This window comes from Allobosea sp. (assembly GCF_030695125.1).
In the GTDB taxonomy this organism is placed as follows: Bacteria; Pseudomonadota; Alphaproteobacteria; order Rhizobiales; family Beijerinckiaceae; genus Allobosea.
In genome coordinates this window covers 1-26,101 of the sequence record NZ_JAUYTP010000036.1, presented here as the reverse complement: position 1 = coordinate 26,101, position 26,101 = coordinate 1, and the positions used below count along the sequence as shown (strand labels likewise).

Below are 26,101 nucleotides of genomic sequence, written 5' to 3'. Positions count from 1 at the left end.
ATCCGACGGTTGTCTCACTGTCGGGGGTCGTAACGGCATCCTTTGGCCGGAACAAGGCGTTTGAGGAGCCCGAATCGCACGATGTTGCAGCGCACAAGTGCAGCGGAGAATAAATTTGCAAAAAGTTGAGGCTGGACCTGCTCAAAGTGATGACAGACGTGTGGCAATCGGTTATCAAACCCTTGCTGGACACGCTTTGTTGATCAAAGCGCCGCGGACCAGGTCTCGGGAGGACAAACGCCCGCCTAGTATACGAGTCGCACGCGAACAGACGCGCGCCGTTACTGCGGTAAAAACAGACTAGAGAAGGCAAGGCATCGGCCTTGCCTTTTTCTTTGTCTGCTATCCCGATCCCGTGCTTGCCCTGCTCGTCAGTGCAGACGGCGTCGCCCTCGGCCCTGATGCGGCCGGCGGGCCGCTCTTACGCCGGCTTCACAAGCCGAGCGCTGCCCAGCCATACCAGACGAACAGAAACACCACGAAAGAGATCAGCGTGGTGATCAGCGCCTTGCGCCGCAGGCCGGGCACGGCCGGCGCGCCGGGCTCGGAGCCCTCGACGACCTCGCCGGTTTCGACCTGGCTGCGGATGCCGAAGGGCAGCACCGCGAAGAGCACAGTCCACCAGACGACAAAGTAGACCGCGAAGGCGCTGGCGAAGGTCATGACTGTCGATCCTTGGTGTGGTCGCCCGCCCCTGCGTGGCAGCCCGCCATCGCATCGTCGCCCGCGAGCGCAATACAGGCAAAGGCAACGCGGGCCTGCGTCGGCACGCCGAAGCGCGCCGTGTGGCGCGCCGGCAGGCCACCGGGGAAATGCTTCACATATTCGGCGTTGCAGGCGGCGTAATCGGCCGGATCGGTGATCAGCATCGTCATCTGGACGACACGGTCGAGCGCGCTGCCGGCTTGCTTCAGGATACCGGCGATATGCGCGAGCGCGTTGCGGACCTCGTCGGCCGGCGTCTCTCCCCGATGGATGCCGCGCTGCGGATCATGCGGCGCGGAATGTCCGGAGACGAAGACGAGCCCGCCGGCGCGCGTCGCGGCACTAAACGGGCGGGCCGAACCGGGCTCCGGCGCGCCGAAGATCGTGATGTCGGATGCGTTCACCGTCATCAGGCCTGTTCGAGCTCGACCAGCGTGCCGGTAAAATCCTTGGGATGCAGGAACAGCACCGGCTTGCCATGGGCGCCGATGCGCGGCTCGCCCGAGCCCAGCACCCGCGCGCCGCTCTCCTTGAGCCGATCGCGCGCGGCGATGATGTCGTCGACTTCGTAGCAGATGTGGTGGATGCCGCCGTCGGGATTGCGCGCGATGAACTTGGCCACCGGCGAATCCTCGCCCAGCGGCTCCAGCAGCTCGACCTTGGTGTTGGGCAACTCGACGAAGACGACGGTGACGCCATGTTCCGGCTGCGGCAGCGGCTGAGACACGCGCGCCCCCAGCGTGTCGCGATAAAGCGCGCTCGCGGCGGCGAGATCCCTCACGGCAATGGCAACGTGGTTGAGGCGTCCGATCATGATGTCTTCCTCCACTCCTCGCAGATCAGGATCTGGTTCCGAAACACCCGTCATCCTGGACAAGCCGCGAAGCGGCGCTGCTCCGGGATCCATCATCGGGCGCCGCTTGAGCCCTTTGATGGATCCCGGGACGAAGCTGCGCTTCGCCCAGGATGACGCCGAACCCCAATGTCAGGCGCTACTTAAACCTCGATCACCAGCGCATGCACCAGCGGCTTCTTGCCCCACTCCTCGTTGACGGCGCTGCGCAGGCCGCGCTCAAGCGCATTGCGCAGGGCTTCGGGGTCGCGGCGACGGGCCTTGGGGATGCCGTCGATCAGTTCCGACACGGCCTCGGCGACATACTCGTCGAAGCCCGTGCCATCGCGCGTATAGGGCGGCAGGCCCAGCACCGCGATCTCAGGATCGCCGGCGAGACCGCCCTTTTCGTCGATGGCGACCGCAACCGAGATCATGCCGACGAAGGAGAGCCGGCGGCGCTCGGGAATCGTCTTCTCGAGCGCGTTCACCAGGAGGTTGCCATCCTGGTAGAGGCGGCCATGGGTGACCTCGTCGATCTTGCTGGCGCCCTCGGGGGTGATCTCGACCACATCGCCGTTGCCGGCGCGCACCACGATCTTGACGCCGAGGCCGCGCGCGAAGGTCGCATGCTCGGACAGATGCAGGTCCTCGCCATGGGCGGGGATGACGATCTTCGGCTTGAGCCAGCCATAGAGCCGGGCCATTTCCTCGCGGCGCGGATGGCCGGAGACATGGACCAGATGCGTCCGGTCGGTGATGATCTCGATGTTGTCGCGGGCGAGCGCGTTCTGGATCGCGCCGACGGCCTTCTCGTTGCCGGGAATGGTGCGCGAGGAGAAGATCACCCGGTCGCCAGGTGTCAGCGTGATCTCGGGATGATCGTCGGAGGCAATGCGCGAGAGCGCGGCGCGCGGCTCGCCCTGGCTGCCGGTCAGCAGGCAGACGACCTTGTCGCGCGGCAGATAGCCATAGGTGTCGGCGGAGCGGAAAGCAGGGATGCCGTCGAGATAGCCGCATTCGCGGGCGACATCGATGACGCGGTCCATGGCGCGGCCGACGACGACGACCTCGCGCTGGTCCGCCATCGCGGCTTCGGCGACGGCGCGCAGGCGGGCGACGTTGGAGGCGAAGGTGGTGACAGCAACGCGACCGGGGGCGGAGTGTACGAGTTCCTTGATCTTGGCGGCGACGTCGGCCTCGCTCGGCGAGGTGCCGTCGCGCATGACGTTGGTCGAATCGCAGATCATCGCGAGAACGCCCTCGTCGCCGAGTTCGCGCAGGCGCTTCTCGTCGGTCGGCAAGCCGACCTGCGGCGTGACGTCGATCTTCCAGTCGCCGGTGTGGACGACGAGGCCGACGGGGGTGCGGATGGCGAGCGCGTTCGACTCGGGGATGGAGTGCGCGACCGGCACGAACTCGATCTCGAAGGGGCCGAGCTTAAAGCTGCCGCCCTGCGCGATGATGTTCATCGGCACCTTCGGCGCACCGGGCTCGGAGAGACGGCGCGTCGCGAGCAGGCCGGCGGCGAACTTCGTGCAGTAGACCGGTGCGCGCAGGGACGGCCAGAGCGCGGCCAGCGCGCCGATATGATCCTCATGCGCGTGGGTGATGACGATGCCGAGGAGGTTCGCCCGTTCCTCGATGATGTAGCGCAGGTCCGGCAGCATGATGTCGACGCCCGGAACCTCCGGACCGGCGAAGGACAGGCCGCAATCGACCAGGATCCATTTCCGCCGACCTTCCGGTCCAAAGCCATAGAGGGCGGCATTCATGCCGATCTCGCCGAGACCGCCGAGAGGAACGAAAACGAGCTGGTCTTTGGAACGGGTCACGAAATATCCTGACTGAAAGCGGGGCGCGGGGCGGCGCCGGTTTTGCGGGCGAGCCCTACCACGCCACGTCCCAGGTCTCCATAGCGGCGACCTGTCGCCTGCCAGCAACCGCTTGCGACGGGCGCCTCAGGCCTCCGGCGGGTGGTTGGACGGCGGGCCGAAGAACAGATCCCCCGCATCGAAGCTGCGGTTGCCAGCGGGTGTCTCCAGCAGAAGGCGCCCGCTCGCGTCGATCCCGGCGAAAATGCCGGAAACGGCGCCTTCGGGAGGGCGGATCGTGATCGTCTGCCCCAGGAAGGCCGCCCGTTCGAGCCAGGCCTGGCGAATGGCTGCAAAACCGCCCGACACCTGCCAGGTCGCGAAACGCGCAGCCCAGGCATCGGAGAGGGCCCCCAGCGCGGCCTCGATCGTCACTTGTGGCGCATGCGCCTTGAGGAAGCTGGCCGGATAGGGCGTGCCCTGGGCGCAGGAGGCGATGTTGATGCCGAGCCCGGCGACGACCGCAAACTGCCCTGCCCGGCTCTCTCCTTCGAGCAGGAGACCGGAGCATTTGGCGCCGTCGATCAGGAGATCGTTGGGCCATTTCAGCGCCAGCCGCGGCGCCGCCAGCCCGGTCACGCGCACGGCGGCATCGTGCAGGGCGAGCCCCGCGACGAAGCCGAGCTGCGGCGCGAGCGCCGGCTCGCAGGGGTTCACCAGGAGAAGACTCGCGTAGAGATTGCCCGGCGGCGAGGTCCATTGCCGGCCATGGCGACCGCGGCCGGCCTTCTGGCTGCGGGCGACGATCCAGAGCTTGCCGGGTTCGCCTTGGTGAAGCGCACGGCGCGCCTCCTCCATGGTCGAGCCGACCTCGTCGCGCACGATCAGCCGGTAACCGGCGGCGCGGGCGGCTTCACCGAGCATGGGACGGGTCGTCATTCTCGGGCGCAGCGCAGCGAAGACCCGAGAATCTCCGGCCGGATACAACACCGGAGGCTTCACGTCCTGAGATGCTCGGGTCAAGCCCGAGCATGACGGCCACACTCAAAACAGCGACTTCGCCGCCGCGCCGGCCGAATTGAGCAGCGGGGCGGGCAGGAGCGAGAGCGCCAGCACGAAGAGCGCCGACACCAGCAGCACGGCGCGGACGCCGATGTCGCCCTTCTCGAAGGCGGGCTTGGCCTCGTCGAAATACATCACCTTGACCAGGCGCAGATAGTAATAGGCGCCGACGACGCTGGTCACGACGCCGATGACGGCGAGCACGTAGAGCTTGGCGTCGATGGCGGCGAGGAAGACGTAGAACTTCGCCCAGAAGCCGGCGAGCGGCGGGATGCCGGCGAGCGAGAACATCATCATGGAGAGCGCGAAGGCCATCCACGGGTTGGTGCGCGAGAGCCCTGCGAGTTCGTTGATGTCCTCGACGGCCTTGCCGTCGCGGCGCATCAGCAGCACGCAGGCGAAGGCGCCGAGCGTCGTGGCGAGATAGATCGCCATGTAGACCAGCACGCCCTGGACGCCGCTCGCGGTGCCGGCGGCGAGGCCGACCAGCGCGTAGCCCATGTTCGCGATCGACGAATAGGCGAGCAGGCGCTTGATGTTGCTCTGGCCGATGGCGGCAAAGGCGCCGAGCGCCATCGAGGCGATGGCGATGAAGATGACGATCTGCTGCCATTCATGCAGCGCGCCCGGGAAGGCGCCGACGAAGATGCGCACGACCATCGCCATCGCCGCCATCTTGGGGGCGGAGGCGAAGAAGGCGGCGACCGGGGTCGGAGCGCCCTCGTAGACGTCGGGCGTCCACATGTGGAAGGGCACGGCCGAGATCTTGAAGGCGACGCCGGCCGCGATGAAGACGATGCCGAAGATCAGCCCGATGCCGGGGTTGCCGCCCTGGACCGCCGCGGCGATGCCGGCATAGTTGACCGTGCCGGTGAAGCCATAAACCAGCGAGGCGCCGTAGAGCAGCATGCCCGAGGAGAGCGCGCCGAGGACGAAGTATTTCAGGCCGGCTTCGGTCGATTTCGGATTGTCGCGGTCGAAGGCGGCGACGACGTAGAGCGCCAGCGACTGCAGTTCGAGGCCGACATAGAGGCTGATGAGGTCGTTGGCCGAGATCATCATCATCATGCCGACGGTGGCGAGGACGACGAGGATCGGGAACTCGAACCGCATCGTGCCGTCACGGCGCAGCGAATCCGAGGAGAGCAGGATCGCGGCAGCCGCGCCCAGCAGCGTCAGCACCTTGAAGAAGCGGGCGAAGCTATCGACGACGAAGCCGTCGTTGAAGGTCAGCACCCTGCCCTCGCCCGAGAGCACGAACACCAGCGCCAGCGCAAACAGCGCCAGTGCCGCACCCTCGAGCTGGCGCGTCGCGCGCTCGCCGCGGATCGCGCCGAACAGCACCATGGCGATGGCGCCCAGCGCGAGGATGATTTCCGGAAGCGCCGGGCCGAGAGCGGGCAGAGCCATCCTGAAAGACCTTACTGAATGACCAGCATCGCCGTTTTCGCGGCGGTGAGTGCGGCCTGATAATTCTTGATGAGAGCTTCGGTCGGCGCGGCAAAGGCGTCGAGGATCGTGCCGGGACGAATGCCATACCAGACCGTGAGCAGAACCAGCGGAACCAGGATCGCCATTTCGCGGCGATCAAGATCGGCGATGTCCTTGAGCTCGGGCTTGACCAGCTCACCGAACATGACCCGGCGATAGAGCCAGAGCGCATAGGCGGCCGAGAGAATGACGCCCGAGCAGGCGATGAACGCCACCCAGGGGTTGGTCCTGAAGGCGCCCAGCAGCGTCAGGAATTCGCCGACGAAGCCGGCCGTGCCGGGCAGGCCGACATTGGCCATGGTGAAGACCATGAAGATCACGGCATAGACCGGCATGCGGTTGACCAGCCCGCCATAGGCGGAAATCTCGCGGGTGTGCATCCGGTCATAGATCACGCCGACGCAGAGGAAGAGCGCGCCCGAGACCAGCCCGTGGCTGACCATCTGGAACATCGCGCCCTGGATGCCCTGCGGCGTCAGGGTGAACAGGCCCATCGTGACGAAGCCCATATGGGCGACGGAGGAGTAGGCGATCAGCTTCTTGATGTCCTCCTGCATCAGCGCCACCAGCGAGGTGTAGACGATGGCGATGACGGAGAGGGCGAAGACGAAGGAGGCGAAGTACTCCGACGCCTCAGGGAACATCGGGATCGAGAAGCGGATGAAGCCGTAGCCGCCCATCTTCAGCATGATTGCGGCGAGCACGACGGAGCCGGCGGTGGGCGCCTCGACGTGGGCGTCCGGCAGCCAGGTGTGGACCGGCCACATCGGCATCTTCACCGCGAAGGAGGCGAAGAAGGCGAGCCAGAGCCAGGTCTGCATGCCCGCCGGGAACTTGTGCGCCAGCAGCGTCGGGATGTCGGTGGTGCCGGCGTGCCAGTACATCGCCATGAGCGCCAGCAGCAGCAGCACCGACCCCAGCAGCGTGTAGAGGAAGAACTTGTAGGAGGCGTAGACGCGCCGCTTTCCGCCCCAGATGCCGATGATCAGGAACATCGGGATCAGGCCGCCCTCGAAGAAGAGGTAGAACAGCACGAGGTCGAGCGCCACGAAGACGCCGATCATCAGCGTCTCCAAGATCAGGAACGCGACCATGTATTCGCGCACGCGCTTCGTGATCGAATGCCAGGACGCCAGGATGCAGAACGGCATCAGGAAGGCGGTGAGCACGACGAAGGGGAAGGAGAAGCCGTCGACGCCGAGCTTGAACTTGATCGCGTCGGAGACCCAGGCATGGGTCTCGACCATCTGGAAGCCGGGATTGGCCGGGTCGAACTGCGCCCAGGCGAAGCAGGCGAGCACGAAGGTCGCCACCGTCGCGGCCAGTGCCGCATAGCGGGCATTGGAATCGACCGAGGCCTGATCGCCACGCTGCGCCAGAATGAAGGCCGCGCCGACCAGCGGCAGGACCAGAAGACCGGTGAGGATACCGAAGCCGAACATCATCTCACCCGCGCGCCACGAGATACCAGGTCACGAAGCCTGCGACGCCGATCAGCATGGCGAAGGCGTAGTGATAGACATAGCCGGTCTGGAGCCGCACGACCCGGTCGGTGACGTCCACGACCCGGGCGGAGACGCCATCGGGGCCCATGCCGTCGATGACGAAGCCGTCGCCCTTCTTCCAGAGGAACTTTCCGATCCACATCGAAGGCTTCACGAACAGGAAGTCGTAGAGCTCGTCGAAATACCACTTGTTGAGCAGGAATTTGTAGAGGGCCGGATTGGCGGCGGCGAGCCGGCCCGGCACATCCGGACGCAGGACGTACATGTAGAGCGCCAGCACGAAGCCGATCAGCATGGCGACGAAGGGCGACCAGATCACCCATTTCGGCACCTCGTGCATCTCGTGCAGGATGTGGTTGTCCTTAGCCGTGAAGAGCGAGGCCTTCCAGAAGGCGTCGTAGCCATCGCCGATGAAGACACCCTTGAACGCGAAGCCGGCCGCGATGGCGCCGAGCGAGAGCACGGCGAGGGGGATCAGCATCACCAGCGGGCTCTCATGCGGCTTGTGATCATGGCCGTGGTGATGGTCATGCGCATGGGCATGATCGTCGTGACCATGCGCGGCATGACCGTGTGCGGCGTGGGCATCCGCACCCCAGCGCGGCTTGCCCTCGAAGGTCATGAAGTAGAGGCGCCAGGAGTAGAACGAGGTCATGCAGGCAGCGACCACCAGCAGCACATAGGCGTAGGACGCAGCGAAGCCCTTATGGGCGACCGCGGCATAGGTGCTCTCGATGATCGCATCCTTCGAGAAATAGCCTGCGAGCAACGGGAAACCGGTCAGCGCCAGCGTGCCGATCGTCATGGCGGCGGCCGTCAGCGGGATGTATTTCCGCAATCCGCCCATGTTGCGCATGTCCTGCTCGTGATGCATCGCGTGGATGACCGAGCCGGCGCCGAGGAACAGCAGCGCCTTGAAGAAGGCATGGGTGAAGAGGTGGAAGACGCCGGCCGAATAGGCGCCGACGCCAAGCGCGACGAACATGTAGCCGAGCTGCGAGCAGGTCGAATAGGCGATGACGCGCTTGATGTCGTTCTGCACGAGGCCGATCGTGGCGGCGAAGAACGCTGTCGTCGCGCCGATGACGATGACGACGGTGAGCGCGACGGGCGCATATTCGAAGATCGGCGACAGGCGCGCGACCATGAAGACGCCGGCGGTGACCATGGTGGCGGCGTGGATCAGCGCCGAGACCGGGGTCGGGCCCTCCATCGCGTCGGGCAGCCAGGTGTGCAGCATGAACTGCGCCGACTTGCCCATCGCGCCCATGAACAGGAGCAGCGCGGTCAGCGTCAGCGCGTTCCAGTCATAGCCGAGGAAGCGGAAGGTTCGCTCGGTCAACCCGGCGATCTGCGGGAAGATGGAGTCGAAGGCGACCGAGCCCGTCAGCACGAAGACCAGGAAGATACCGAGCAGGAAGCCGAAATCGCCAACGCGGTTGACGATGAAGGCCTTCATCGCCGCGGCGCAGGCCGAGGGCTTCTGGTACCAGAAGCCGATCAGCAGATAGGAGGCGAGACCGACGCCCTCCCAGCCGAAGAACATCTGCACGAGGTTGTCGGCCGTCACCAGCATCAGCATGGCGAAGGTGAACAGCGACAGATAGGCGAAGAAGCGCGGCCGGTGCGGATCCTCATGCATGTAGCCGATCGAATACACATGCACGAGCGAGGACACGGTGTTGACCACGACCAGCATCACCACGGTCAGCGTGTCCACGCGGAAGGCCCAGTCGACCTGCAGCCCGCCCGAGGCCATCCAGGTCGCGACCTGGATGCGGGTCGTGCCGGCGCCGAAGCCGACATTGAAGAAGGCGACCCAGGACAGGAGCGCCGAAACGATCAGCAGCGCGGTGGTGACGAACTCCGAAGCGCGCGCGCCGATCAGCCGGCCGAAGAGGCCAGCGATCAGAAAGCCGATCAGGGGGAGGAAGACGATCGCGTGATACATGGGGCGGTTCCGGGCGCGGGCGCGCCTCAGCCTTTCATCATGTTGATGTCTTCCACCGCGATCGTGCCGCGGTTGCGGAAGTAGACGACGAGAATGGCGAGCCCGATGGCGGCCTCGGCCGCGGCGACCGTCAGCACCAGCAGCGCGAAGATCTGCCCGACGATGTCGTTCAGGAAGCTCGAGAAGGCGACGAAGTTCAGGTTGACCGCGAGCAGGATCAGCTCGACCGACATCAGGATGACGATGACGTTCTTGCGGTTCAGGAAGATGCCGAGCACGCCGAGCGTGAACAGGATCGCGCCGACGGCGAGGTAATGGCCAAGCCCGATCATCAGACGGTCTCCTCCGGCAGCGCGGCGCCCGACGCCACCTGCTTGACATCCATCGCGGTCGCCTTGGTGCGGGCGTTCTGCTGCGCGATGTCCTGGCGCTTGACGCCGGGGCGCTCGCGCAGGGTCAGCACGATCGCGCCGATCATGGCTACCAGCAGCACGAGGCCGGCCGCCTGGAAGTAGTAGACATACTGCGTGTAGAGCACCCGCCCGATCGCCTCGGTGTTGGTGATGCCGGCGGGAATGGCGGCCACCGGCGCCCTGACGATCTGCGGGTCGATGACCCAGGCGCCGACGACCAGCAGCAATTCGACCGCGAAGATCAGCCCGATCAGCGCCCCGATCGGCAGGTAGTTCAGGAAGCCCTGGCGGAACTCGGCGAAATCGACGTCGAGCATCATCACCACGAAGAGGAAGAGAACCGCGACCGCGCCGACATAGACGACGATCAGCAGCATCGCCAGGAACTCGGCCCCGAGCAGCAGGAACAGGCCCGCCGCGTTGACGAAGGCCAGGATCAGGAAGAGCACCGAGTGAACGGGGTTGCGCGATGTCACCACCATGAACGCCGAAGCGACTGTGATGCCTGCGAACAGATAGAAGAAAGCCGCTGCGGCATTCATCTCGGTCAGCCTTTCCGCCCGTCGGGGGCGGCTCTCGTGTTCACCTGCGCCCGACTCTCGCCGGACGCCGTTGGAAGCGTATAGTCAGGGCCGTCACGGGTCACAACCGCGCGGCGGGCCTGACTTGGTCTCATTCCGTCATGCTCAGGCTTGACCCGAGCATCTCCTGCCAGAGATTCTCGGGTCTGCGCTGCGCTTCGCCCGAGAATGACGCATGTCGTCACCGATACGGCGCATCCATCGCGATGTTGCGCGCGATCTCGCGTTCCCAGCGGGCGCCGTTCGCGAGCAGCCGGTCCTTGTCGTAGAACAGCTCCTCGCGCGTCTCTGTCGCGAATTCGAAGTTCGGCCCCTCGACGATGGCGTCGACCGGGCAGGCCTCCTGGCAGAAGCCGCAATAGATGCACTTCGTCATGTCGATGTCGTAGCGCGTGGTGCGGCGCGTGCCGTCGTTGCGCCGCGGGCCGGCTTCGATGGTGATGGCCTGCGCCGGGCAGATCGCCTCGCAGAGCTTGCAGGCGATGCAGCGCTCTTCCCCGTTGGGATAGCGGCGCAGCGCGTGCTCGCCGCGGAAGCGCGGGCTGAGCTGCCCCTTCTCGAAGGGGTAGTTCAAGGTCGCCTTCGGCTTGAAGAAATAGCGCATCGACAGCGCGAACGCGCCGACGAACTCCTTCAGCAGCAGGCCCTTGGCGGCTTGTGCGAGCGACATCGCCTTCCTGTCCTTCCAACTCAGCCAAACACCGTCTGGCCGATGAGATAACCCAGCACCGGCGTGACGCCGATCATCAACACCACCAGCGCCGCCCTGACGAAGCCGATGCGACGCTCGTAGTCGTCGCGCTCGGCCTGCGTCTGCGATCGATCGGTTCGGCGCAGCGCCCCGATGAGCAGCCCCGACACGATCCTGTATTCCACGATCCCCAGCACCAGCCCGATCAGCGCGCCGATCAGGCCGGCCGAGACCGTCATCAGCGCGCCGGGCCCCAGCCCGTGAGCTGCAGCACGAACGCCACGACCACGACCGAGACCAGCGAGAGCGGCAGGAAGACCTTCCAGCCCAGCCGCATCAGCTGGTCGTAGCGGTAGCGCGGCACGAAGGCCTTCACCATCGCGAACATGAAGAAGACCGCGCAGACCTTGAGCATGAACCAGATGACGCCCGGCACCCAGGTGAAGGGCGCGATCGGGAACGGCGGCAGCCAGCCTCCAAGGAACAGGATCACCATCATGGCGCACATGGTCATGATCGCCACGTATTCGCCGAGCATGAACAGCAGATACGGGGTCGACGAGTATTCGACCATGTAGCCGGCCACGAGCTCCGATTCCGCCTCCGGCAGATCGAAGGGCGGCCGGTTCGTCTCGGCCAGCGCCGAGATGAAGAAGATCACGAACATCGGGAACAGCGGCAGCCAGTACCAGCCGAACAGGCCGACCTTGGTGTTCTGCGCCTCAACGATGGCCGAGAGGTTCAGCGAGCCCACGCAGAGCAGGACGGTGATGATGACGAAGCCGATCGAGACCTCGTAGGACACCATCTGCGCCGCCGAGCGCAGCGCGCCCATGAAGGGGTATTTCGAGTTCGAGGCCCAGCCGGCCATGATGATGCCGTAGATGCCGAGCGACGAGATCGCGAGCACATAGAGGATACCGACATTGATGTCGGCGATCGCCCAGCCTTCGGCGACCGGGATCACCGCCCAGGCCGACAGCGCCAGCAGGCAGGTGACCAGCGGCGCCAGCAGGAAGACGCCCTTGTTGGCGCCCGACGGGATGATCGGCTCCTTGAAGGCGAATTTCAGCAGATCGGCGAAGCTCTGGAACAGGCCGAAGGGCCCGACCACGTTGGGGCCGCGCCGCAACTGCACCGCCGCCCAGATCTTGCGATCGGCCAGCAGGATATAGGCGATGAAGACCAGCAGGCAGGCGATGAGCAGGAAGCTCTTGCCCAGCATGATCGCGAGATCGAGAACGAGGTCCCAGTTCATGGCCGCTTACTCCGCCGCCTGCTGCAACCGGCCCGAAGCCAGTGCCGAACATTCGGCCATCACGGCGGAAGCGCGCGCGATCGGGTTGGTCTGGTAGAAATCGGCAACCGGCGAGACGAAGCCGGTCTTTTCGGCCTTGCCGCCGAGATCGGCGAGCGTGCCGAGCCCCGAGGCGTCCGCCGGATCGAGCCGGTCGAGCGCGGCGAAATGCGGGTGCGCCGCGTAGAGCGCCTTGCGCAGGCCGGCCAGCGAGTCGAAGGGCAGCGTCTTAGCCAGAGCGGCAGAGAGCGCCCGCAGGATCGCCCAGTCCTCGCGGGCGTCGCCCGGCGGGAAGGTGGCGCGGTCGGTCATCTGCACGCGGCCTTCGGTGTTGACGTAGGTGCCGGATTTCTCGGTGTAGGCCGAGCCCGGCAGGATGACGTCGGCGCGATGCGCGCCCTTGTCGCCATGCGTGCCTTGATAGACCACGAAGGCGCCTGCCGGCACCTCGATCTCGTCGGCGCCGAGCAGGAACAGCACGTCGAGCGCACCCGGCGCGAGCATGCCGGCGACGTCGAGGCCGCCTTCGCCCGGCACGAAGCCGAGATCGAGCCCGCCGACGCGCGAGGCCGCCGTGTGCAGCACGCCAAAACCGTTCCAGCCGTCCTTGACGACGCCGAGCGCATGGGCCGCCTTGGCAGCCATGGCCAGGATGGCCTCGCCATCGGGACGGGCCAAAGCGCCCTGCCCGATCAGCAGCATCGGCTTCTGCCGATTGGCCGGGGCATGGTCGCCGAAACCGGCGAGCGTGTCCGGCCCTGCGCCCAGATGAGCGTAGTCATAGGTCAGATCGACCTTCTCGCCGATCAGGCCGAGCGTGAAATCGCCGCGCAGCCAGCGCTTGCGGATGCGCGCGTTCAGGATCGGCGCCTCCTTGCGCGGATTGGCGCCGATGATCATCAGTGCATCGGCCTGCTCGATCCCGGCGATGCCGGCATTGAGGATGTAGCTGGCGCGGCCGAACTTCGGATGCAGCTTTGTGCCATCCTGACGACAGTCGAGATTGGCGCTGCCGAGCGCGGCCATCAGGCTCTGGAGCGCGAACATCTCTTCGACAGCGGCGAGATCGCCGGCGATCGCGCCGATCTTCTGAGGCGCCGCCGCCTTCACCTTCTGCGCGATCAGCGCGAAGGCCTCGGCCCAGGTGGCCGGACGCAGAGCACCGTTCTGGCGGATATAGGGCCGGTCGAGACGCTGCGTGCGCAGGCCATCGACGATGTGGCGGGTCTTGTCGGAGATCCACTCCTCGTTCACCGCCTCGTTGAGGCGGGGCAGGATGCGCATGACCTCCTTGCCACGGGAATCGACGCGGATGGCCGAGCCGACAGCGTCCATTACGTCGATCGACTGCGTCTTGGTCAGCTCCCAGGGCCGGGCCTTGTTCTGGTAGGGCTTCGAGGTCAGCGCGCCGACCGGGCAGAGATCGACGACGTTGCCCTGGAGCTCCGAGGTCATCGCCTGCTCGAGATAGGTGGTGATCTCCATGTCCTCGCCGCGGCCGATGGCGCCGAGATCCTGGCCGCCGGCGACTTCCGTGGTGAAGCGGACGCAGCGCGTGCACTGGATGCAGCGCGTCATCGAGGTCTTCACCAGCGGGCCGATATACTTGTCCTCGACCGCGCGCTTGTTCTCGGCATAGCGCGATGTGTCGACGCCATAGGCCATCGCCTGGTCCTGCAGGTCGCACTCGCCGCCCTGGTCGCAGATCGGGCAATCCAGCGGGTGGTTGATGAGGAGGAACTCCATCACCCCCTCGCGCGCCTTCTTGACCATGGGCGACTTGGTCGAGACGACCGGCGGCTCGCCATTGGGGCCGGGGCGCAGATCGCGCACGCCGATGGCGCAGGAGGCCTGCGGCTTCGGCGGGCCGCCCTTCACCTCGACGAGGCACATGCGGCAATTGCCGGCGATGGAGAGCCGCTCATGGAAGCAGAAGCGCGGCACCTCGGCGCCCGCCGCCTCGCAGGCCTGCAGGACCGTGTATTCGGCGGGGACGTCGACCTCGATGCCGTCGATGATGAGTTTGGTCATGCTCTCACTCCGCCGCCATCATGCGCACGGGCTCGCTGTGCGGGTTGGCGGCATAGTCGTCGATGCGCTGCTCGATCTCGTGACGGAAATGCGCGATCAGGCCCTGGATCGGCCAGGCGGCGGCATCGCCCAGTGCGCAGATGGTGTGGCCTTCGATCTGCTTGGTGACGTCGAGCAGCATGTCGATCTCGCGCTTCTGGGCGCGGCCCTCGACCATGCGCTCCATGACGCGCCACATCCAGCCGGTGCCCTCGCGGCAGGGCGTGCACTGGCCGCAGCTCTCATGCTTGTAGAAATGGCTGAGGCGGGCGATGGCGCGGATGACGTCCGTGGACTTGTCCATGACGATCACGGCCGCGGTGCCGAGGCCCGATTTCAGCTTGGAGAGAGAGTCGAAATCCATCGGCGTGTCGATGATCTGCTCGGCCGGCACCATCCGCACCGAGGAGCCGCCCGGGATGACCGCCTTGAGATTGTCCCAGCCGCCACGGACGCCGCCGCAATGCCGGTCGATCAGCTCGCGGAAGGTGATGCCCATCACCTCCTCGACATTGCAGGGCTTGTTCACATGGCCCGAGATGCAGAACAGCTTGGTGCCGACATTGTTGGGGTTTCCGAGCGAGGAGAACCAGCTCGCGCCGCGGCGCAGGATGGTTGGCGCCACCGCGATCGACTCGACGTTGTTGACCGTGGTCGGGCAGCCATACAAGCCGACATTGGCCGGGAATGGCGGCTTCATCCGCGGCATGCCCTTCTTGCCCTCGAGGCTTTCGAGCAGGGCCGTCTCCTCGCCGCAGATATAGGCACCGGCGCCGTGATGCACATAGAGATCAAAGGGATAGCCGTGGACGTTGTCCTTGCCGATGAGCTTAGCGGCATAGGCCTCGTCGACGGCGCGCTGCAGCGCCTCGCGCTCGCGGATGTATTCGCCGCGGATGTAGATATAGGCGGCGTGCGCCCCCATCGCGAAGGAGGCGATCAGGCAGCCCTCGACCAGCGTATGCGGGTCGTTGCGCATGATCTCGCGATCCTTGCAGGTGCCGGGCTCCGACTCGTCGGCGTTGACGACGAGGTAGTGCGGGCGCCCGTCGTTCTGCTTGGGCATGAACGACCATTTCAGGCCGGTCGGGAAGCCGGCGCCGCCGCGACCACGCAGGCCGGACTTCTTCATCTCGTCGATGATCCAGTCGCGGCCCTGCTCAAGCAGGAACTTGGTGCCGTCCCACGCGCCACGCGCCATGGCGCCCTTCAGCGACAGGTCGTGAAGGCCGTAGAGATTGGTGAAAATCCGGTCGCGGTCGGCGAGCATCGTCTTACCTCACTTCACCGGCTTGTCGGCGGGGGCGTCGGCCGGCTTGACCGATTCCGCGGCGGACTTCGCATCGACCTTGCCATTGGCGGCGGGCGTATCGTTGGCGGCGCCCGTGGGCTGGTCCGGCTCCGAGGGCTTGGGGCGCCCCGCTGCCGCCGTCTCCGTCGCCGGTTTCGTCGCCGCTGCGGGCGTCGCATCGGTCTTCGGAGCGTCGGGCTTGGGCGCGTCGGGCTTTGGTGCCTCGGCCTTCTTGGCTTCCGCTTCGGCCGCGGCCTTGGCGGCGGCGGCTTCGGCGGCGGCCTTGCGCTGCTCGGTGACGCGCGTCTGCCAGTCGCCGGCGCCGATCATCGTGCCGTCATACAGGGCCGGGTCCTTCAGGGTCTCGCCGCCGCCGAACGGCTCGGAGCCGGAGCGGCCGATCTGCGAACCCGTCTTGACCGGGCGGCCGTGGCGCAGATCCTCGAGCAGGGCCTTGAAGTTCTCCGGCGTCAGATCCTCGTAATAGTCGAAGTTGATCTGCGCCATCGGGGCGTTGCAGCAGGCGCCGAGGCATTCGACCTCGAGCCAGGAGAGCTTGCCGTCGGCGCTGACCGTCGATTGCGGGCCGATCACGTCCTGGCAGACCTTCTTCAGCGCCTCGGCGCCGCGCAGCGCGCAGGGCGTGGTGCCGCAGAGCTGGACGAAATGCGCGCCCACCGGCTGCAGGTTGAACATCGTGTAGAAGGTCGCGATCTCCATGACGCGCATCGGCGCCATGCCGAGCTTGCGCGCGACCGCCTCGATGGCGGCGCGCGGCACCCAGCCATCATGCTGCTCCTGCGCCTTCCACAAGAGCGGGATCACGGCCGAGGCCTGGCGGCCTTCCGGATATTTGGCGATCTGCTGGTCGGCCCAGTTCTCGTTCGCCGCGTCGAAGGCGAAGGAAGCGGGCTGGACGTGATCGGGGGCGAGACGACGGACGGACATCAGCGGTCAACTTCACCAAAGACGATATCGAGGGAACCGAGGATCGCGGAGACGTCGGCGAGCATGTGCTTGCGGCACATGAAATCCATGGCCTGGAGATGGGCGAAGCCCGGCGCCTTGATCTTGAGGCGGTAGGGCTTGTTGGTGCCGTCGGCGACGAGGTAGACGCCGAACTCCCCCTTCGGCGCCTCCACCGCAGCGTAGACCTCGCCCTCGGGCACCTTGAAGCCCTCGGTGTAGAGCTTGAAGTGGTGGATCAGCCCTTCCATCGAGCGCTTCATCTCGCCGCGCTTGGGCGGCACCATCTTGCCGTCGAGCGAAGACACCCGCCCGCCGCCATCGGCGGACAGAAGCTTCTCGCAGCACTGCTTCATGATCCGCACCGACTGGCGCATCTCTTCCATGCGGATGCAGTAGCGGTCGTAGCAGTCGCCGTTCTTGCCGATCGGAATGTCGAATTCCATCTCGTCATAGCATTCATAGGGCTGCGACTTGCGCAGATCCCAGGCAGCGCCGGAACCGCGCACCATCACGCCCGAGAAACCCCATTTCCAGCAGGTGTCGAGATCGACGACGCCGATGTCGACATTGCGCTGCTTGAAGATCCGGTTGTCGGTGAGCAAGGTCTCGAGGTCGTCGCAGACCTGCAGGAACGGATCGCACCAGTCGGCGATGTCGTGGATCAGCGAGGGCGGCAGGTCCTGATGGACGCCGCCGGGCCGGAAATAGGCGGCATGCATGCGCGAGCCGGAGGCGCGCTCGTAGAAGATCATCAGCTTCTCGCGCTCCTCGAACCCCCAGAGCGGGGGCGTCAACGCACCGACGTCCATCGCCTGCGTGGTGACGTTGAGGATATGCGAGAGGATGCGGCCGATCTCGGAGTAGAGCACGCGGATCAGCTGGCCGCGGCGCGGAACAGTGACGCCCATCAGCTTCTCGACCGCCAGGCAGTAGGCATGCTCCTGGTTCATCGGCGCGACATAGTCGAGCCGGTCGAAATAGGGCAGCGCCTGGAGATAGGTCTTGGCCTCGATCAGTTTCTCGGTGCCGCGATGCAGCAGGCCGATATGGGGATCGACACGCTCGACGATCTCGCCGTCGAGTTCCAGCACGAGGCGCAGCACGCCGTGCGCCGCAGGGTGCTGCGGGCCGAAATTGATCGAGAAGTTCCGGATGTTATGCTCTGACATGGCCGGCTCCGATCACGCCGTCTTCGCTTTTTCATCGCCCGGCAGGACGTAGTCCGTGCCTTCCCAGGGCGAGAGAAAATCGAAGTTGCGGAATTCCTGGTTGAGCTTCACCGGCTCGTAGACGACGCGCTTCTGCTCGTCGTCATAGCGGACCTCGACATAGCCGGTCAGCGGGAAGTCCTTGCGCAGCGGATAGCCCTCGAAACCGTAATCGGTGAGGATGCGGCGCAGGTCTGGGTGGCCCGAGAAAAGGATGCCGTAGAAATCATAGGCCTCGCGCTCGTACCAGTTCGCGGCCGGGAAAACCTCGATGATCGAGGGGACGGGCGTCGCCTCGTCGGTCTGGACCTTCACGCGGATGCGGTGGTTCGAATAGGGCGCCAGCAGATGGTAGACGACGTCGAAGCGCTTCTCGCGCCCGGGATAGTCCGCGCCGGCGATGTCGGTGAAGTTGACGAAGCGGAAGCGGCGGTCGCCCGAGAGCGTCTTCATCACCTCGACGATCGAGGCCGCCTCGGCATGGACCGTCAGTTCGTCGAAGGCGACGACGGCTTCGGTAACCGCGCCCGGAAGCGCCGCCTTGATCTCTTCGCCGAGTTGTACGAGCGCTTCGCTCATTTGTGCGTCTCCAGCTCGCGAACCTTGGCTTCGAGAGCTTCGATCCGCTCCTCGAATTCACCGGTGACGAGTTTGCTCATCAACGTGTCCGCCGTCAGAGCATGCCGGGAGGACTCGATATGCCCTTCGATCTTCGTCAAACGTCTGTCCACGAGATCGAAGCGGGTCGAGTGCTGGTCGAGCCGCGCCAGAATGTCGGCCCGCATGTCGCGCAGCATTGGCATGATCATATCGACGGGCTCAGCCATGGCCTACCTCTCGATCGTGCCGGTGCGGCGGATCTTCTTCTGCAGCAGCAGCACGCCGTAGAGCAGCGCTTCGGCCGTCGGCGGGCAGCCCGGCACATAGATGTCGATCGGCACGATGCGGTCGCAGCCGCGCACCACCGAGTAGCTGTAATGGTAGTAGCCGCCGCCATTGGCGCAGGAGCCCATCGAGATGACGTAGCGCGGCTCGGGCATCTGGTCGTAGACCTTGCGCAGCGCCGGCGCCATCTTGTTGGTCAGCGTGCCCGCCACGATCATCACGTCGGACTGGCGGGGAGACGCGCGCGGCGCGAAGCCGAAGCGCTCGACGTCATAGCGCGGCATCGACAGCTGCATCATCTCGACGGCGCAGCAGGCGAGCCCGAAGGTCATCCACATCAGCGAGCCGGTGCGCGACCAGTTGATCAGGTCGTCGGTGGCCGTGACCAGAAAGCCCTTGTCGGCCAGTTCGCTGTTGATCGCGGTGAAGAACGGATCGCGCTGGCCGACAGGCAGACCGTCAGGCCCGAGCAGGCCCTTCGGCGCAGGCGCGACGAGCGGATCGCCGCGGTCGATCGCTGTTGTTGCCATTCTCGTATCCTTGTGAACCGTGACTGTCAGGTAGGCGGCGCGCTGTGCGCCTGCGAGATGACAGTTAGTCCCACTCCAGCGCACCCTTGCGCCACTCATAGACGAAGCCGACGGTCAGCACGCCCAAGAAGATCATCATCGACCCAAAACCATACCAGCCGAGGCCTCCGAAAGCGACCGCCCAGGGGAACAGGAAGGCGACCTCGAGATCGAAGATGATGAACAAAATCGCCACCAGATAGAAGCGGACGTCGAACTTCATGCGCGCATCGTCGAAGGCGTTGAAGCCGCATTCATAGGCCGAAAGCTTCTCGGGATCGGGCTTCGAATAGGCAATCGCAAAAGGCGCGATCAGCAGCGCCAGGCCGATGAACGCGGACACGCCGATGAAAATGACCAGCGGCAGATAGTCGTTCAGCAGGGACGGCACTTGAAGGGCTTGCATGGTCGATCCCGCTTCAAACGGACGCGGCGTTGTACCGCCGCTGTCGATTAGACCCTGCATTAGAATGAAGCAAGACTCTGCCGCGCCGCACAATCGCGCAACTGGGTTGATCCTCGTGCAAGTCGCGCATTTTTTCGAGACGGACTGCCTCTTCGCCCCCCGCCCTGCCGGATTTTCGCCGTATAGCGCTGGCTTCTGACTGGCAGATTATGATGCGGCACGACACAGTCGTGCCGACCCGATTCGCCGCGGCGTTCGCCGACCCTTCCAAAAAGGACGCAGCATGACCGCGCCTGTGAGGCCCCTGCCGACCGCGATGCTGCTCCTGGTCGCGTCGTTGTGGCTGACACCGAGCGCACGCGCCGAAGCCCTCGATCTCACACGGGCCAGCTGCTCCGACTTCGCCGCCATGAACGAAACCGACAAGACCCAGCTCTCGCTATGGCTGGCGGGTTATTTTGCCGGGAGCGCGATGCGGCCGCTGCTGGATCTCGACAAGATCACCGCGGCGCCCGCCGCGCTCACCGAGCTGTGCTCGAAATCGCCGCAGCTCGCGCTGGTCAGCGCCGAGACGCGGGCCGTCTTCATCCAAGCTCCGACACCCTGATCATGCGGCTGGCCTCTTTCGCGGGCTGCGCCCTGGTGCTTGCCTGCGTCCTGAACGTCGCCGCCGCAGCGCAGGACGGCCAGACGATGCGCGCGCCCTTGCCGCCGCAGCGCCCTTTCGATCTCGACCTGCCGTCCAGCCCGATGCTGCCGCCCATTGTGGTGGCGCCGCCGCCCGCCCCGGCTGCGGAGGGATCGCCCCCCGAGCCCGCCATGCCGACGACTGCGGAGCCTGACGAGGACGAGGGGCCCGAATGGCCACGGCTGACACCGGGCCAGAAGGCGGGCGCCGAACCGGCTTTCGATCCCGACGAGAAGCCCGAGCGCCCGGGGATCTCGACCGACCCCGGAACCTCGACCGCCTGCCTGCCGCCGCAGCTCAAGCTGATCCTGGCCAAGATCTCCGACAAGTTCGGATCGGTCAAAGTCACCTCGACCTGGCGGCCGCCCTGGCGGGCCCGGCGCGGGTCCTATCACCGGCGTTGCGAGGCGATGGATTTCCGCGTGCCGGGCGTGCGCCCGAGCCTCGTCATGGCCTGGGTGCGCAGCCTGCCCGAGGTTGGTGGGCACAAGGTCTACTGGAACGGGATCCTGCATGTCGACACCGGCCCGCGCCGGCCCTGGTGAAGCGTCTCTCCGGCGCCGGCTCCCTGCAACGCTCCGGGCCCGGCAGCGGGCTTGCAATTTCATCGGCGACCGACCCTTCTGAGCTCATGACACGCTCCATCTCCTCCATCGCCCTGTTCTGCGGCTCCAATGCGGGCCTCGGCGACACCTACACGCTGGCCGCGCGCGCGCTGGGCCGCGAGATCGGCCGGCGCGGCATCACGCTCGTCTATGGCGGCACGCATAAGGGCCTGATGGGTGTCGTGGCCGACGCGGTGCTGGCGGCCGGCGGACGGGCGCATGGCGTCATCACCCAGCGCCTCGCCGGCCTCGGTCATCTGCACCCCGCCCTGACCCTGTCCGAGATCGTGCCCACGCTGCGCCAGCGCCAGGAACGCATGGCGGCGCTCGCCGATGCCTTCATCGCCATGCCCGGCGGCATCGGCACGCTCGAGGAGTTCATGGAGGCCTGGACCATGAACCAGCTCGGCGAGCTCGACAAACCCGCCGGCCTCTATGACGTGGCGGGCTATTATCAGCCCTTCATCGGCTTCATCGATCATATGATCGCGCAGGAGTTCCTGCCGCGCGCGCATCGGGATGGCATCGTGGTTTCGCCCGACCCTTCCGCCCTGCTCGACGGGCTTGCACAGTTCGAGCGCGTCACCGTTCCGAAATGGCTCTAGACCGGCCCGTCTCGAGGCGCGCGGCGAGTTGCTCGGCGAATTTTGCCGCAGCCACGGGCAGCGGCCGGCCATGGAGCTGGCCCATCGCGAAGCGGGCCGGCTGGATGTCGCGCTCGTCGATGGGGCGCGAGATCAGCCCATCGCGATGCTTCAGGCTGGCGGGGGCACCGATCTCGATCTGGAAGGTGATGGCGTCCTCCAGCCGGACATAGTTGCGCAGGAACTCGAAGGAGTTCGATTCGATCACCGGGACGAGCTTGAATGAGCTCCTGGCGACGGCCTGGTCGAGCAGCTGACGCCCGCCATAGCTGCGGTCGGGCAGCGCCAGGGGGTAGCCGCTGCAGTCCCGCAGGCGGATGCTGCCCTCCTTCGCGAGCGGATGCTCCTGCCGCATGATCGCGACGAGGCGCTGCTCGGCTGACGCGATGATCTGGAAGCCGATGCTGGTGTCGAGCCGGAAGATCAGGGCGAGATCGACCTCGTAACCCGCCAGCGCGCGCAGGGCCTCGCCATGGCTGGCGACGCGCACGTCGAACTCGACGAGCGGAAACGCCCGGCGATAGGAGGCGATCTCGACCGGCAGGAAATCATGCGCCAGGGCATGGCTGCAGGCGATCGCGACCGTCCCGCGCCGGAAACCCGACAAATCCTCGATCTGCGAGCGGACCCGGCCCATATCGGCGAGCTGGCTGCGGATGTGCCGGATCAGCAATTCGCCGGCCGCATTCAGCCTGACCCCGCGCGGCAGCCGCTCGAAGATCTTGGTGCCGAGTTCGTCCTCGACGTCCTGCACACGCCGGTTCAGCGCCGAGGCGGTGATGTTCAGACGCTCCGCCGCCTTCCGGATCGAGCCCACCCGCGCGACCTCGTCGATATAGTTCAGCAGGCGCAGATGCCTCATGGCGCGTTCCTCATGGCGCAGCTCTCCGAGCGATGCGTTTTTCGAACCGATCTTGCACGAAGTCAGCACAAGACGGCACCGGTCAAGCTCCCTTAGGATTTTCCCATGGCAGCGGCACAGGGCCGCGATGGGAGAGTTCGCATGACGCACGCGATCAGCCGACGCCGTTTCACCCTCGCGGCCGGTGCCGCCGCACTGGCCTCCGCCCTGCCGCGGCCGGCGCTGGCGCAGGCCCCCACCCGCCTGAAGATGATCCTGAACTGGCGCTACCAGGGCCCGCAGGGCTGGTTCTTCCTGGCCGACGACCGGGGCTATTTCCGCGAGGAAGGCCTCGAGATCGTTATGGACCAGGGCAACGGCTCGGGTGCGGCGGTCGGGGCGGTCGCGTCGGGTTCCTATGACATCGGCTTCGGCGACATCAACGCGCTGATCCAGCTCGTCGCCCGGGCCCAGCCCGGCGCCGCGACGCCGCTGGCGATCGCGGCGTTGTACAACCGCCCGCCCTTCACCATCGCGGTCAAGGCCGATGGGCCGATCAAGACGCCGAAGGATCTCGAAGGCCGCACCCTCGGCGGCCCGGCCAATGACGGCGCGCTCAAGCTCTTCCCGGCCTTCGCCAAGCTCGCCGGCATCGATGCCACCAAGGTCGCCATCACCAACATGCAGCCCAATCTGCGCGAGCAGATGCTGCAGCGCGGGCAGGTCGACGGCGTCTTTGGCTTCGTCAACACCATCGCCTTCTCGGCCAAGCTCGTCGGCATCGACCCCACCAAGGACTTCCGCTTCATCAATTTCGGCGATTACGGGATGGACCTCTACTCCAACGCGATGATCGCCTCGCGCAAACTCGCGACCGAGAACCCCAATGCGCTGAAAGGCCTGCTGCGCGCGATCAACCGCGGCCTGAAGGACACGCTGAAGGACAACGACGCCGCGATCGAGGCGGTGGCGAAGCGCGAGCCGTTGATCAACAAGGTCGTCGAGAAGGAGCGCCTGGTCGCCACCCTCGCCTCGGAAATGAGCCATCCCGAGGTCGCCACAATCGGCATCGGCGACATCGACGACGCCCGTTTCAAGAAGTCGATCGCGATCGTCGTCGAGGCCGACAGCCTGCCGCGCGTGCCGGCCCCCGACGAGGTCTTCAGCCGCGCCTTCCTGCCGCCGGTGGCCGACCGCATCACCAAGCTGGGGTGAGCCGCACCCGTCATTCCGGGGCTCGCGCAGCGAGCACCCGGAACCCACGACCGGGTGAACCCTGAGGGTCGGAAACGGCCGCGACCTCGCCCGTGGATTCCGGGTTCGCCCCTGCGGGGCGCCCCGGAATGACAGCAAACCCAAGAGCCACCGCGAACACCTGCCCGATTGCCGAGAACATAAGCATGGATCTGAACCTCACCGGCCGCGTCGCGGTCATCACCGGCCCGGCCAAGGGCATGGGCGCCGCCGTCACCCGGGCCTTCGCCGCCGAGGGCTGCCGGCTCGCCCTGATCGGCCGCGACATCGCCGCGATCGAGCCCGTCGCGGCGGAGATCCGCGCGAACGGCGCGCAGGCCATCGTCATCGCCTGCGACATCACCAAGGGCAGCGATTGCGAGGCCGCCATCGCCCGGACGCTGTCGGCCTTCGGCGGGCGCATCGACATCCTCGTCAACGTTGCCGGCGGCTCGGGGCCGATCGGCAAGACCGGCTGGGAGACCACGGAGGAGGAGTTCGACGAGATCGTCGATCTCAACATGCGCGGCTGCTTCAACACCATGCGCGCCTGCCTGCCGGCGATGATCGCGCAGAAGGGCGGCAAGATCGTCAATGTCGGCGGCACCTTCGGCATGCGCGGCCGGGCCGGGCGCATGGCCTATTCGGCCTCGAAATGGGGCCTGCGCGGCATCACCAAGAGCTTCGCGCTCGAAGCCGGCCCCTACGGCATCAACGTCAACTGCGTCGCGCCGGGCATGGTCGACGGGCCGCGCTTCCGCGGCAAGGTCGTGCCGGAGATGGCCAAGCGCCTTGGCATCTCGGAGGAGGCCGCCTTCGAGAAGCACGCTGCCGACTACGCGCTGAAGCGCGTCTCGACCGATGAGGACGTGGCCAATGCCTGCCTCTTCCTCGCCTCCGACGTCTCCCGCCAGATCACCGGCGTCGACCTGCCGGTCGATGGCGGCTGGGCCATGCTGTGAGCGAAGCCGTGACAGACACGCCCTTCATCGCCGATCTCGTCCTCACGGGCGGCACCGTCGTCACCGGCCAGACGCGCTACCCTGCCGATGTCGCGATCAAGGACGGGCTGATCGCGCTGGTCGGCGCGCCGGCCGCGATGCCGGCGGCGCGCGAAACGGTCGACGTGTCCGGCCAGTTCCTGTTGCCCGGCGCCATCGACGTGCACGTCCATTTCCGTGAGCCCGGCTACACCCACAAGGAGGACTGGCGCACGGGCAGCGCGGCGGCTGCGATGGGCGGCACCACCACCGTCTTCGAGATGCCCAACACCAATCCGCCGACGCGCTCGGTCAAGGAGCTGCGCCAGAAGCAGGAGGCCGCCGCCAAGGCCCATGTCGACTACGGCATCTATGGCCTGCTCGCCGAGGACAATATCGACGAGCTCCAGGGCCTGATCGAGGGCGGCGTCAACGCCTTCAAATGCTTCATGGGCAACACCTTCGGCAACCTGCCCTCGCCCTCCACGGGGGCGATGCTGGAGGGCTTCGAGATCATCGCGCCCTCGGGCCTGCGCATCTCGCTCCATGCCGAGACGGCCTCGATCATGGCCTGGCGCCAGAATCGCCTGATGGAGGCCGGCCGCAACGACCCGCTCGCCCATATCGCGGCGCGCCCGGCCATCGTCGCCTCTGAAGCCGTCAGCCGCGCAGCGGAGCTGGCGGAGTGGACCGGCGCGCGCATCCACATCCTGCACATCTCCTCGGCCGCCGAACTGCGCCCGCTCGCCGAAGCCAAGGCGCGCGGCGTCGAGATCACCGGCGAGACCTGCCCCTGCTATCTCCTGCTCGACTCACGCGACTATGCGCGGCTCGGCTCGATCATCCGCGTCAACCCGCCGGTGCGGGAAGCCTCGGATTCGGAGGCGATCTGGGCGGCGCTGCACTCGGGCGTGGTCGACATGATCGCGACCGACCACGCGCCCCATACCGTCGAGGAAAAGACCAAGGACGTGATCTGGCAGGCCGATTGCGGCTTCCCCGGCGTCGAGACGCAGATGCCGCTGATGCTGAACGAGGTCTCGAAAGGGCGCATCACGCTGGAGCACTACGTCACCATCTCGGCCGAGAAGCCGGCCAAGGCCTTCGGCCTCTGGCCCCATAAGGGGCGCATCGAGGCTGGCGCGGAAGCCGACATCGCCGTCGTCGACATGAACCGGACCGAGACGATCCGCGCGGAGACCCTCCAGTCGCGCGGCAAGATCACCCCCTTCGAGGGCGTCTCCGTCACCGGCATCCCCGTCCACACGCTGGTGCGCGGCCGCTTCGTCCAGCGCGACCGCCAGCTCGTGCCCGAGACGAGCGGCTGGGGCCGGCAGGTCACCGCCATCCAGGCCATGCCGACACCCACC

28 protein-coding genes are annotated in these 26,101 nt (G+C 66.3%); 6 read left to right on the top strand and 22 right to left on the bottom strand.

Annotated features, from left to right (window positions below; all coding sequences use genetic code 11):
- Positions 1-432 precede the first annotated feature (432 nt).
- From Q8S38_RS14720 to Q8S38_RS14620, 21 genes are all read right to left on the bottom strand, one after another.
- Positions 433-663 carry a DUF1467 family protein gene (locus Q8S38_RS14720; protein WP_305681180.1) on the bottom strand — a complete coding sequence of 77 codons (231 nt, stop codon included), beginning with the start codon at positions 661-663 and terminating at the stop codon, positions 433-435.
- Positions 660-1,115, bottom strand: coding sequence for a RidA family protein (locus Q8S38_RS14715; RefSeq protein WP_305681179.1), 456 nt, complete (start codon positions 1,113-1,115; stop codon positions 660-662). The genes Q8S38_RS14720 and Q8S38_RS14715 overlap by 4 nt, the downstream gene beginning before the upstream one ends.
- Positions 1,115-1,519 carry a methylmalonyl-CoA epimerase gene (mce, locus tag Q8S38_RS14710; RefSeq protein WP_305681178.1) on the bottom strand — a complete coding sequence of 135 codons (405 nt, stop codon included), beginning with the start codon at positions 1,517-1,519 and terminating at the stop codon, positions 1,115-1,117. The genes Q8S38_RS14715 and mce overlap by 1 nt, the downstream gene beginning before the upstream one ends.
- Positions 1,520-1,701: 182 nt before the next feature.
- Positions 1,702-3,372 (bottom strand): ribonuclease J, encoded by a 1,671-nt coding sequence (locus Q8S38_RS14705; protein WP_305681177.1) that lies wholly within the window; start codon positions 3,370-3,372, stop codon positions 1,702-1,704.
- Between the two features lie 126 nt (positions 3,373-3,498).
- Positions 3,499-4,290, bottom strand: coding sequence for a biotin--[acetyl-CoA-carboxylase] ligase (locus tag Q8S38_RS14700; protein WP_305681176.1), 792 nt, complete (start codon positions 4,288-4,290; stop codon positions 3,499-3,501).
- Positions 4,291-4,395: 105 nt separating this feature from the next.
- Positions 4,396-5,823 carry an NADH-quinone oxidoreductase subunit NuoN gene (gene nuoN / locus Q8S38_RS14695; protein ID WP_305681175.1) on the bottom strand — a complete coding sequence of 476 codons (1,428 nt, stop codon included), beginning with the start codon at positions 5,821-5,823 and terminating at the stop codon, positions 4,396-4,398.
- A gap of 11 nt (positions 5,824-5,834) precedes the next feature.
- Positions 5,835-7,346, bottom strand: coding sequence for an NADH-quinone oxidoreductase subunit M (locus Q8S38_RS14690; protein ID WP_305681174.1), 1,512 nt, complete (start codon positions 7,344-7,346; stop codon positions 5,835-5,837).
- Positions 7,347-7,350: 4 nt separating this feature from the next.
- Positions 7,351-9,360 (bottom strand): NADH-quinone oxidoreductase subunit L, encoded by a 2,010-nt coding sequence (gene nuoL / locus Q8S38_RS14685; RefSeq protein ID WP_305681173.1) that lies wholly within the window; start codon positions 9,358-9,360, stop codon positions 7,351-7,353.
- A gap of 26 nt (positions 9,361-9,386) precedes the next feature.
- Positions 9,387-9,695 carry an NADH-quinone oxidoreductase subunit NuoK gene (nuoK, locus tag Q8S38_RS14680; protein WP_054141432.1) on the bottom strand — a complete coding sequence of 103 codons (309 nt, stop codon included), beginning with the start codon at positions 9,693-9,695 and terminating at the stop codon, positions 9,387-9,389.
- A complete protein-coding gene (locus tag Q8S38_RS14675; RefSeq protein WP_305681172.1) occupies positions 9,692-10,315 on the bottom strand; it encodes an NADH-quinone oxidoreductase subunit J in 624 nt (207 codons plus the stop codon). Before Q8S38_RS14675 ends, nuoK begins: the two co-directional genes overlap by 4 nt.
- 220 nt (positions 10,316-10,535) lie before the next feature.
- Complete coding sequence (gene nuoI, locus Q8S38_RS14670; RefSeq protein WP_054141310.1) at positions 10,536-11,024, bottom strand: NADH-quinone oxidoreductase subunit NuoI; 489 nt, start codon at positions 11,022-11,024, stop codon at positions 10,536-10,538.
- Positions 11,025-11,044: 20 nt separating this feature from the next.
- On the bottom strand, positions 11,045-11,284 hold the full coding sequence (locus Q8S38_RS14665) for a hypothetical protein (RefSeq protein ID WP_305681171.1): 240 nt from the start codon (positions 11,282-11,284) through the stop codon (positions 11,045-11,047).
- Entirely contained in the window at positions 11,284-12,303 is a 1,020-nt protein-coding gene (gene nuoH / locus Q8S38_RS14660) for an NADH-quinone oxidoreductase subunit NuoH (protein ID WP_305681170.1), read from the bottom strand. The genes Q8S38_RS14665 and nuoH overlap by 1 nt, the downstream gene beginning before the upstream one ends.
- Positions 12,304-12,309: 6 nt before the next feature.
- A complete protein-coding gene (nuoG, locus tag Q8S38_RS14655; protein WP_305681169.1) occupies positions 12,310-14,373 on the bottom strand; it encodes an NADH-quinone oxidoreductase subunit NuoG in 2,064 nt (687 codons plus the stop codon).
- A gap of 4 nt (positions 14,374-14,377) precedes the next feature.
- On the bottom strand, positions 14,378-15,682 hold the full coding sequence (gene nuoF, locus Q8S38_RS14650) for an NADH-quinone oxidoreductase subunit NuoF (RefSeq protein WP_305681168.1): 1,305 nt from the start codon (positions 15,680-15,682) through the stop codon (positions 14,378-14,380).
- A gap of 9 nt (positions 15,683-15,691) precedes the next feature.
- Positions 15,692-16,651 (bottom strand): NADH-quinone oxidoreductase subunit NuoE, encoded by a 960-nt coding sequence (gene nuoE, locus Q8S38_RS14645; protein WP_305681167.1) that lies wholly within the window; start codon positions 16,649-16,651, stop codon positions 15,692-15,694.
- On the bottom strand, positions 16,651-17,841 hold the full coding sequence (locus Q8S38_RS14640; protein ID WP_305681166.1) for an NADH-quinone oxidoreductase subunit D: 1,191 nt from the start codon (positions 17,839-17,841) through the stop codon (positions 16,651-16,653). Before Q8S38_RS14640 ends, nuoE begins: the two co-directional genes overlap by 1 nt.
- Before the next feature lie 12 nt (positions 17,842-17,853).
- On the bottom strand, positions 17,854-18,459 hold the full coding sequence (locus tag Q8S38_RS14635; RefSeq protein ID WP_305681165.1) for an NADH-quinone oxidoreductase subunit C: 606 nt from the start codon (positions 18,457-18,459) through the stop codon (positions 17,854-17,856).
- Positions 18,456-18,707, bottom strand: coding sequence for a hypothetical protein (locus Q8S38_RS14630; RefSeq protein ID WP_305681164.1), 252 nt, complete (start codon positions 18,705-18,707; stop codon positions 18,456-18,458). Before Q8S38_RS14630 ends, Q8S38_RS14635 begins: the two co-directional genes overlap by 4 nt.
- 3 nt (positions 18,708-18,710) lie before the next feature.
- Positions 18,711-19,295 (bottom strand): NuoB/complex I 20 kDa subunit family protein, encoded by a 585-nt coding sequence (locus Q8S38_RS14625; RefSeq protein ID WP_054141301.1) that lies wholly within the window; start codon positions 19,293-19,295, stop codon positions 18,711-18,713.
- A gap of 64 nt (positions 19,296-19,359) precedes the next feature.
- A complete protein-coding gene (locus Q8S38_RS14620) occupies positions 19,360-19,725 on the bottom strand; it encodes an NADH-quinone oxidoreductase subunit A (RefSeq protein ID WP_305681329.1) in 366 nt (121 codons plus the stop codon).
- A 331-nt stretch (positions 19,726-20,056) separates the two neighbouring features.
- Between Q8S38_RS14620 and Q8S38_RS14615 the strand changes: the two genes are divergently transcribed.
- The 3 genes from Q8S38_RS14615 (at position 20,057) to Q8S38_RS14605 (ending at position 21,638) form a co-directional block, all read left to right on the top strand.
- Positions 20,057-20,347 (top strand): HdeA/HdeB family chaperone, encoded by a 291-nt coding sequence (locus Q8S38_RS14615; protein ID WP_305681163.1) that lies wholly within the window; start codon positions 20,057-20,059, stop codon positions 20,345-20,347.
- Positions 20,348-20,349: 2 nt separating this feature from the next.
- Entirely contained in the window at positions 20,350-20,973 is a 624-nt protein-coding gene (locus tag Q8S38_RS14610) for a YcbK family protein (RefSeq protein WP_305681162.1), read from the top strand.
- An 86-nt stretch (positions 20,974-21,059) separates the two neighbouring features.
- Positions 21,060-21,638, top strand: coding sequence for an LOG family protein (locus Q8S38_RS14605; protein WP_305681161.1), 579 nt, complete (start codon positions 21,060-21,062; stop codon positions 21,636-21,638).
- Here Q8S38_RS14605 and Q8S38_RS14600 read toward each other — a convergent pair.
- A complete protein-coding gene (locus Q8S38_RS14600) occupies positions 21,616-22,539 on the bottom strand; it encodes a LysR family transcriptional regulator (RefSeq protein WP_305681160.1) in 924 nt (307 codons plus the stop codon). The two genes, Q8S38_RS14605 and Q8S38_RS14600, sit on opposite strands and share 23 nt — an antisense overlap.
- A gap of 141 nt (positions 22,540-22,680) precedes the next feature.
- Between Q8S38_RS14600 and Q8S38_RS14595 the strand changes: the two genes are divergently transcribed.
- The 3 genes from Q8S38_RS14595 to allB all read left to right on the top strand — a co-directional run.
- Positions 22,681-23,733 carry an ABC transporter substrate-binding protein gene (locus Q8S38_RS14595; RefSeq protein ID WP_305681159.1) on the top strand — a complete coding sequence of 351 codons (1,053 nt, stop codon included), beginning with the start codon at positions 22,681-22,683 and terminating at the stop codon, positions 23,731-23,733.
- Positions 23,734-23,918: 185 nt separating this feature from the next.
- Positions 23,919-24,713 (top strand): SDR family NAD(P)-dependent oxidoreductase, encoded by a 795-nt coding sequence (locus Q8S38_RS14590; protein WP_305681158.1) that lies wholly within the window; start codon positions 23,919-23,921, stop codon positions 24,711-24,713.
- Between the two features lie 8 nt (positions 24,714-24,721).
- Positions 24,722-26,101, top strand: a 1,380-nt coding sequence (allB, locus tag Q8S38_RS14585; RefSeq protein ID WP_305681157.1) for an allantoinase AllB, incomplete at its 3' end; no start/stop codon positions are given.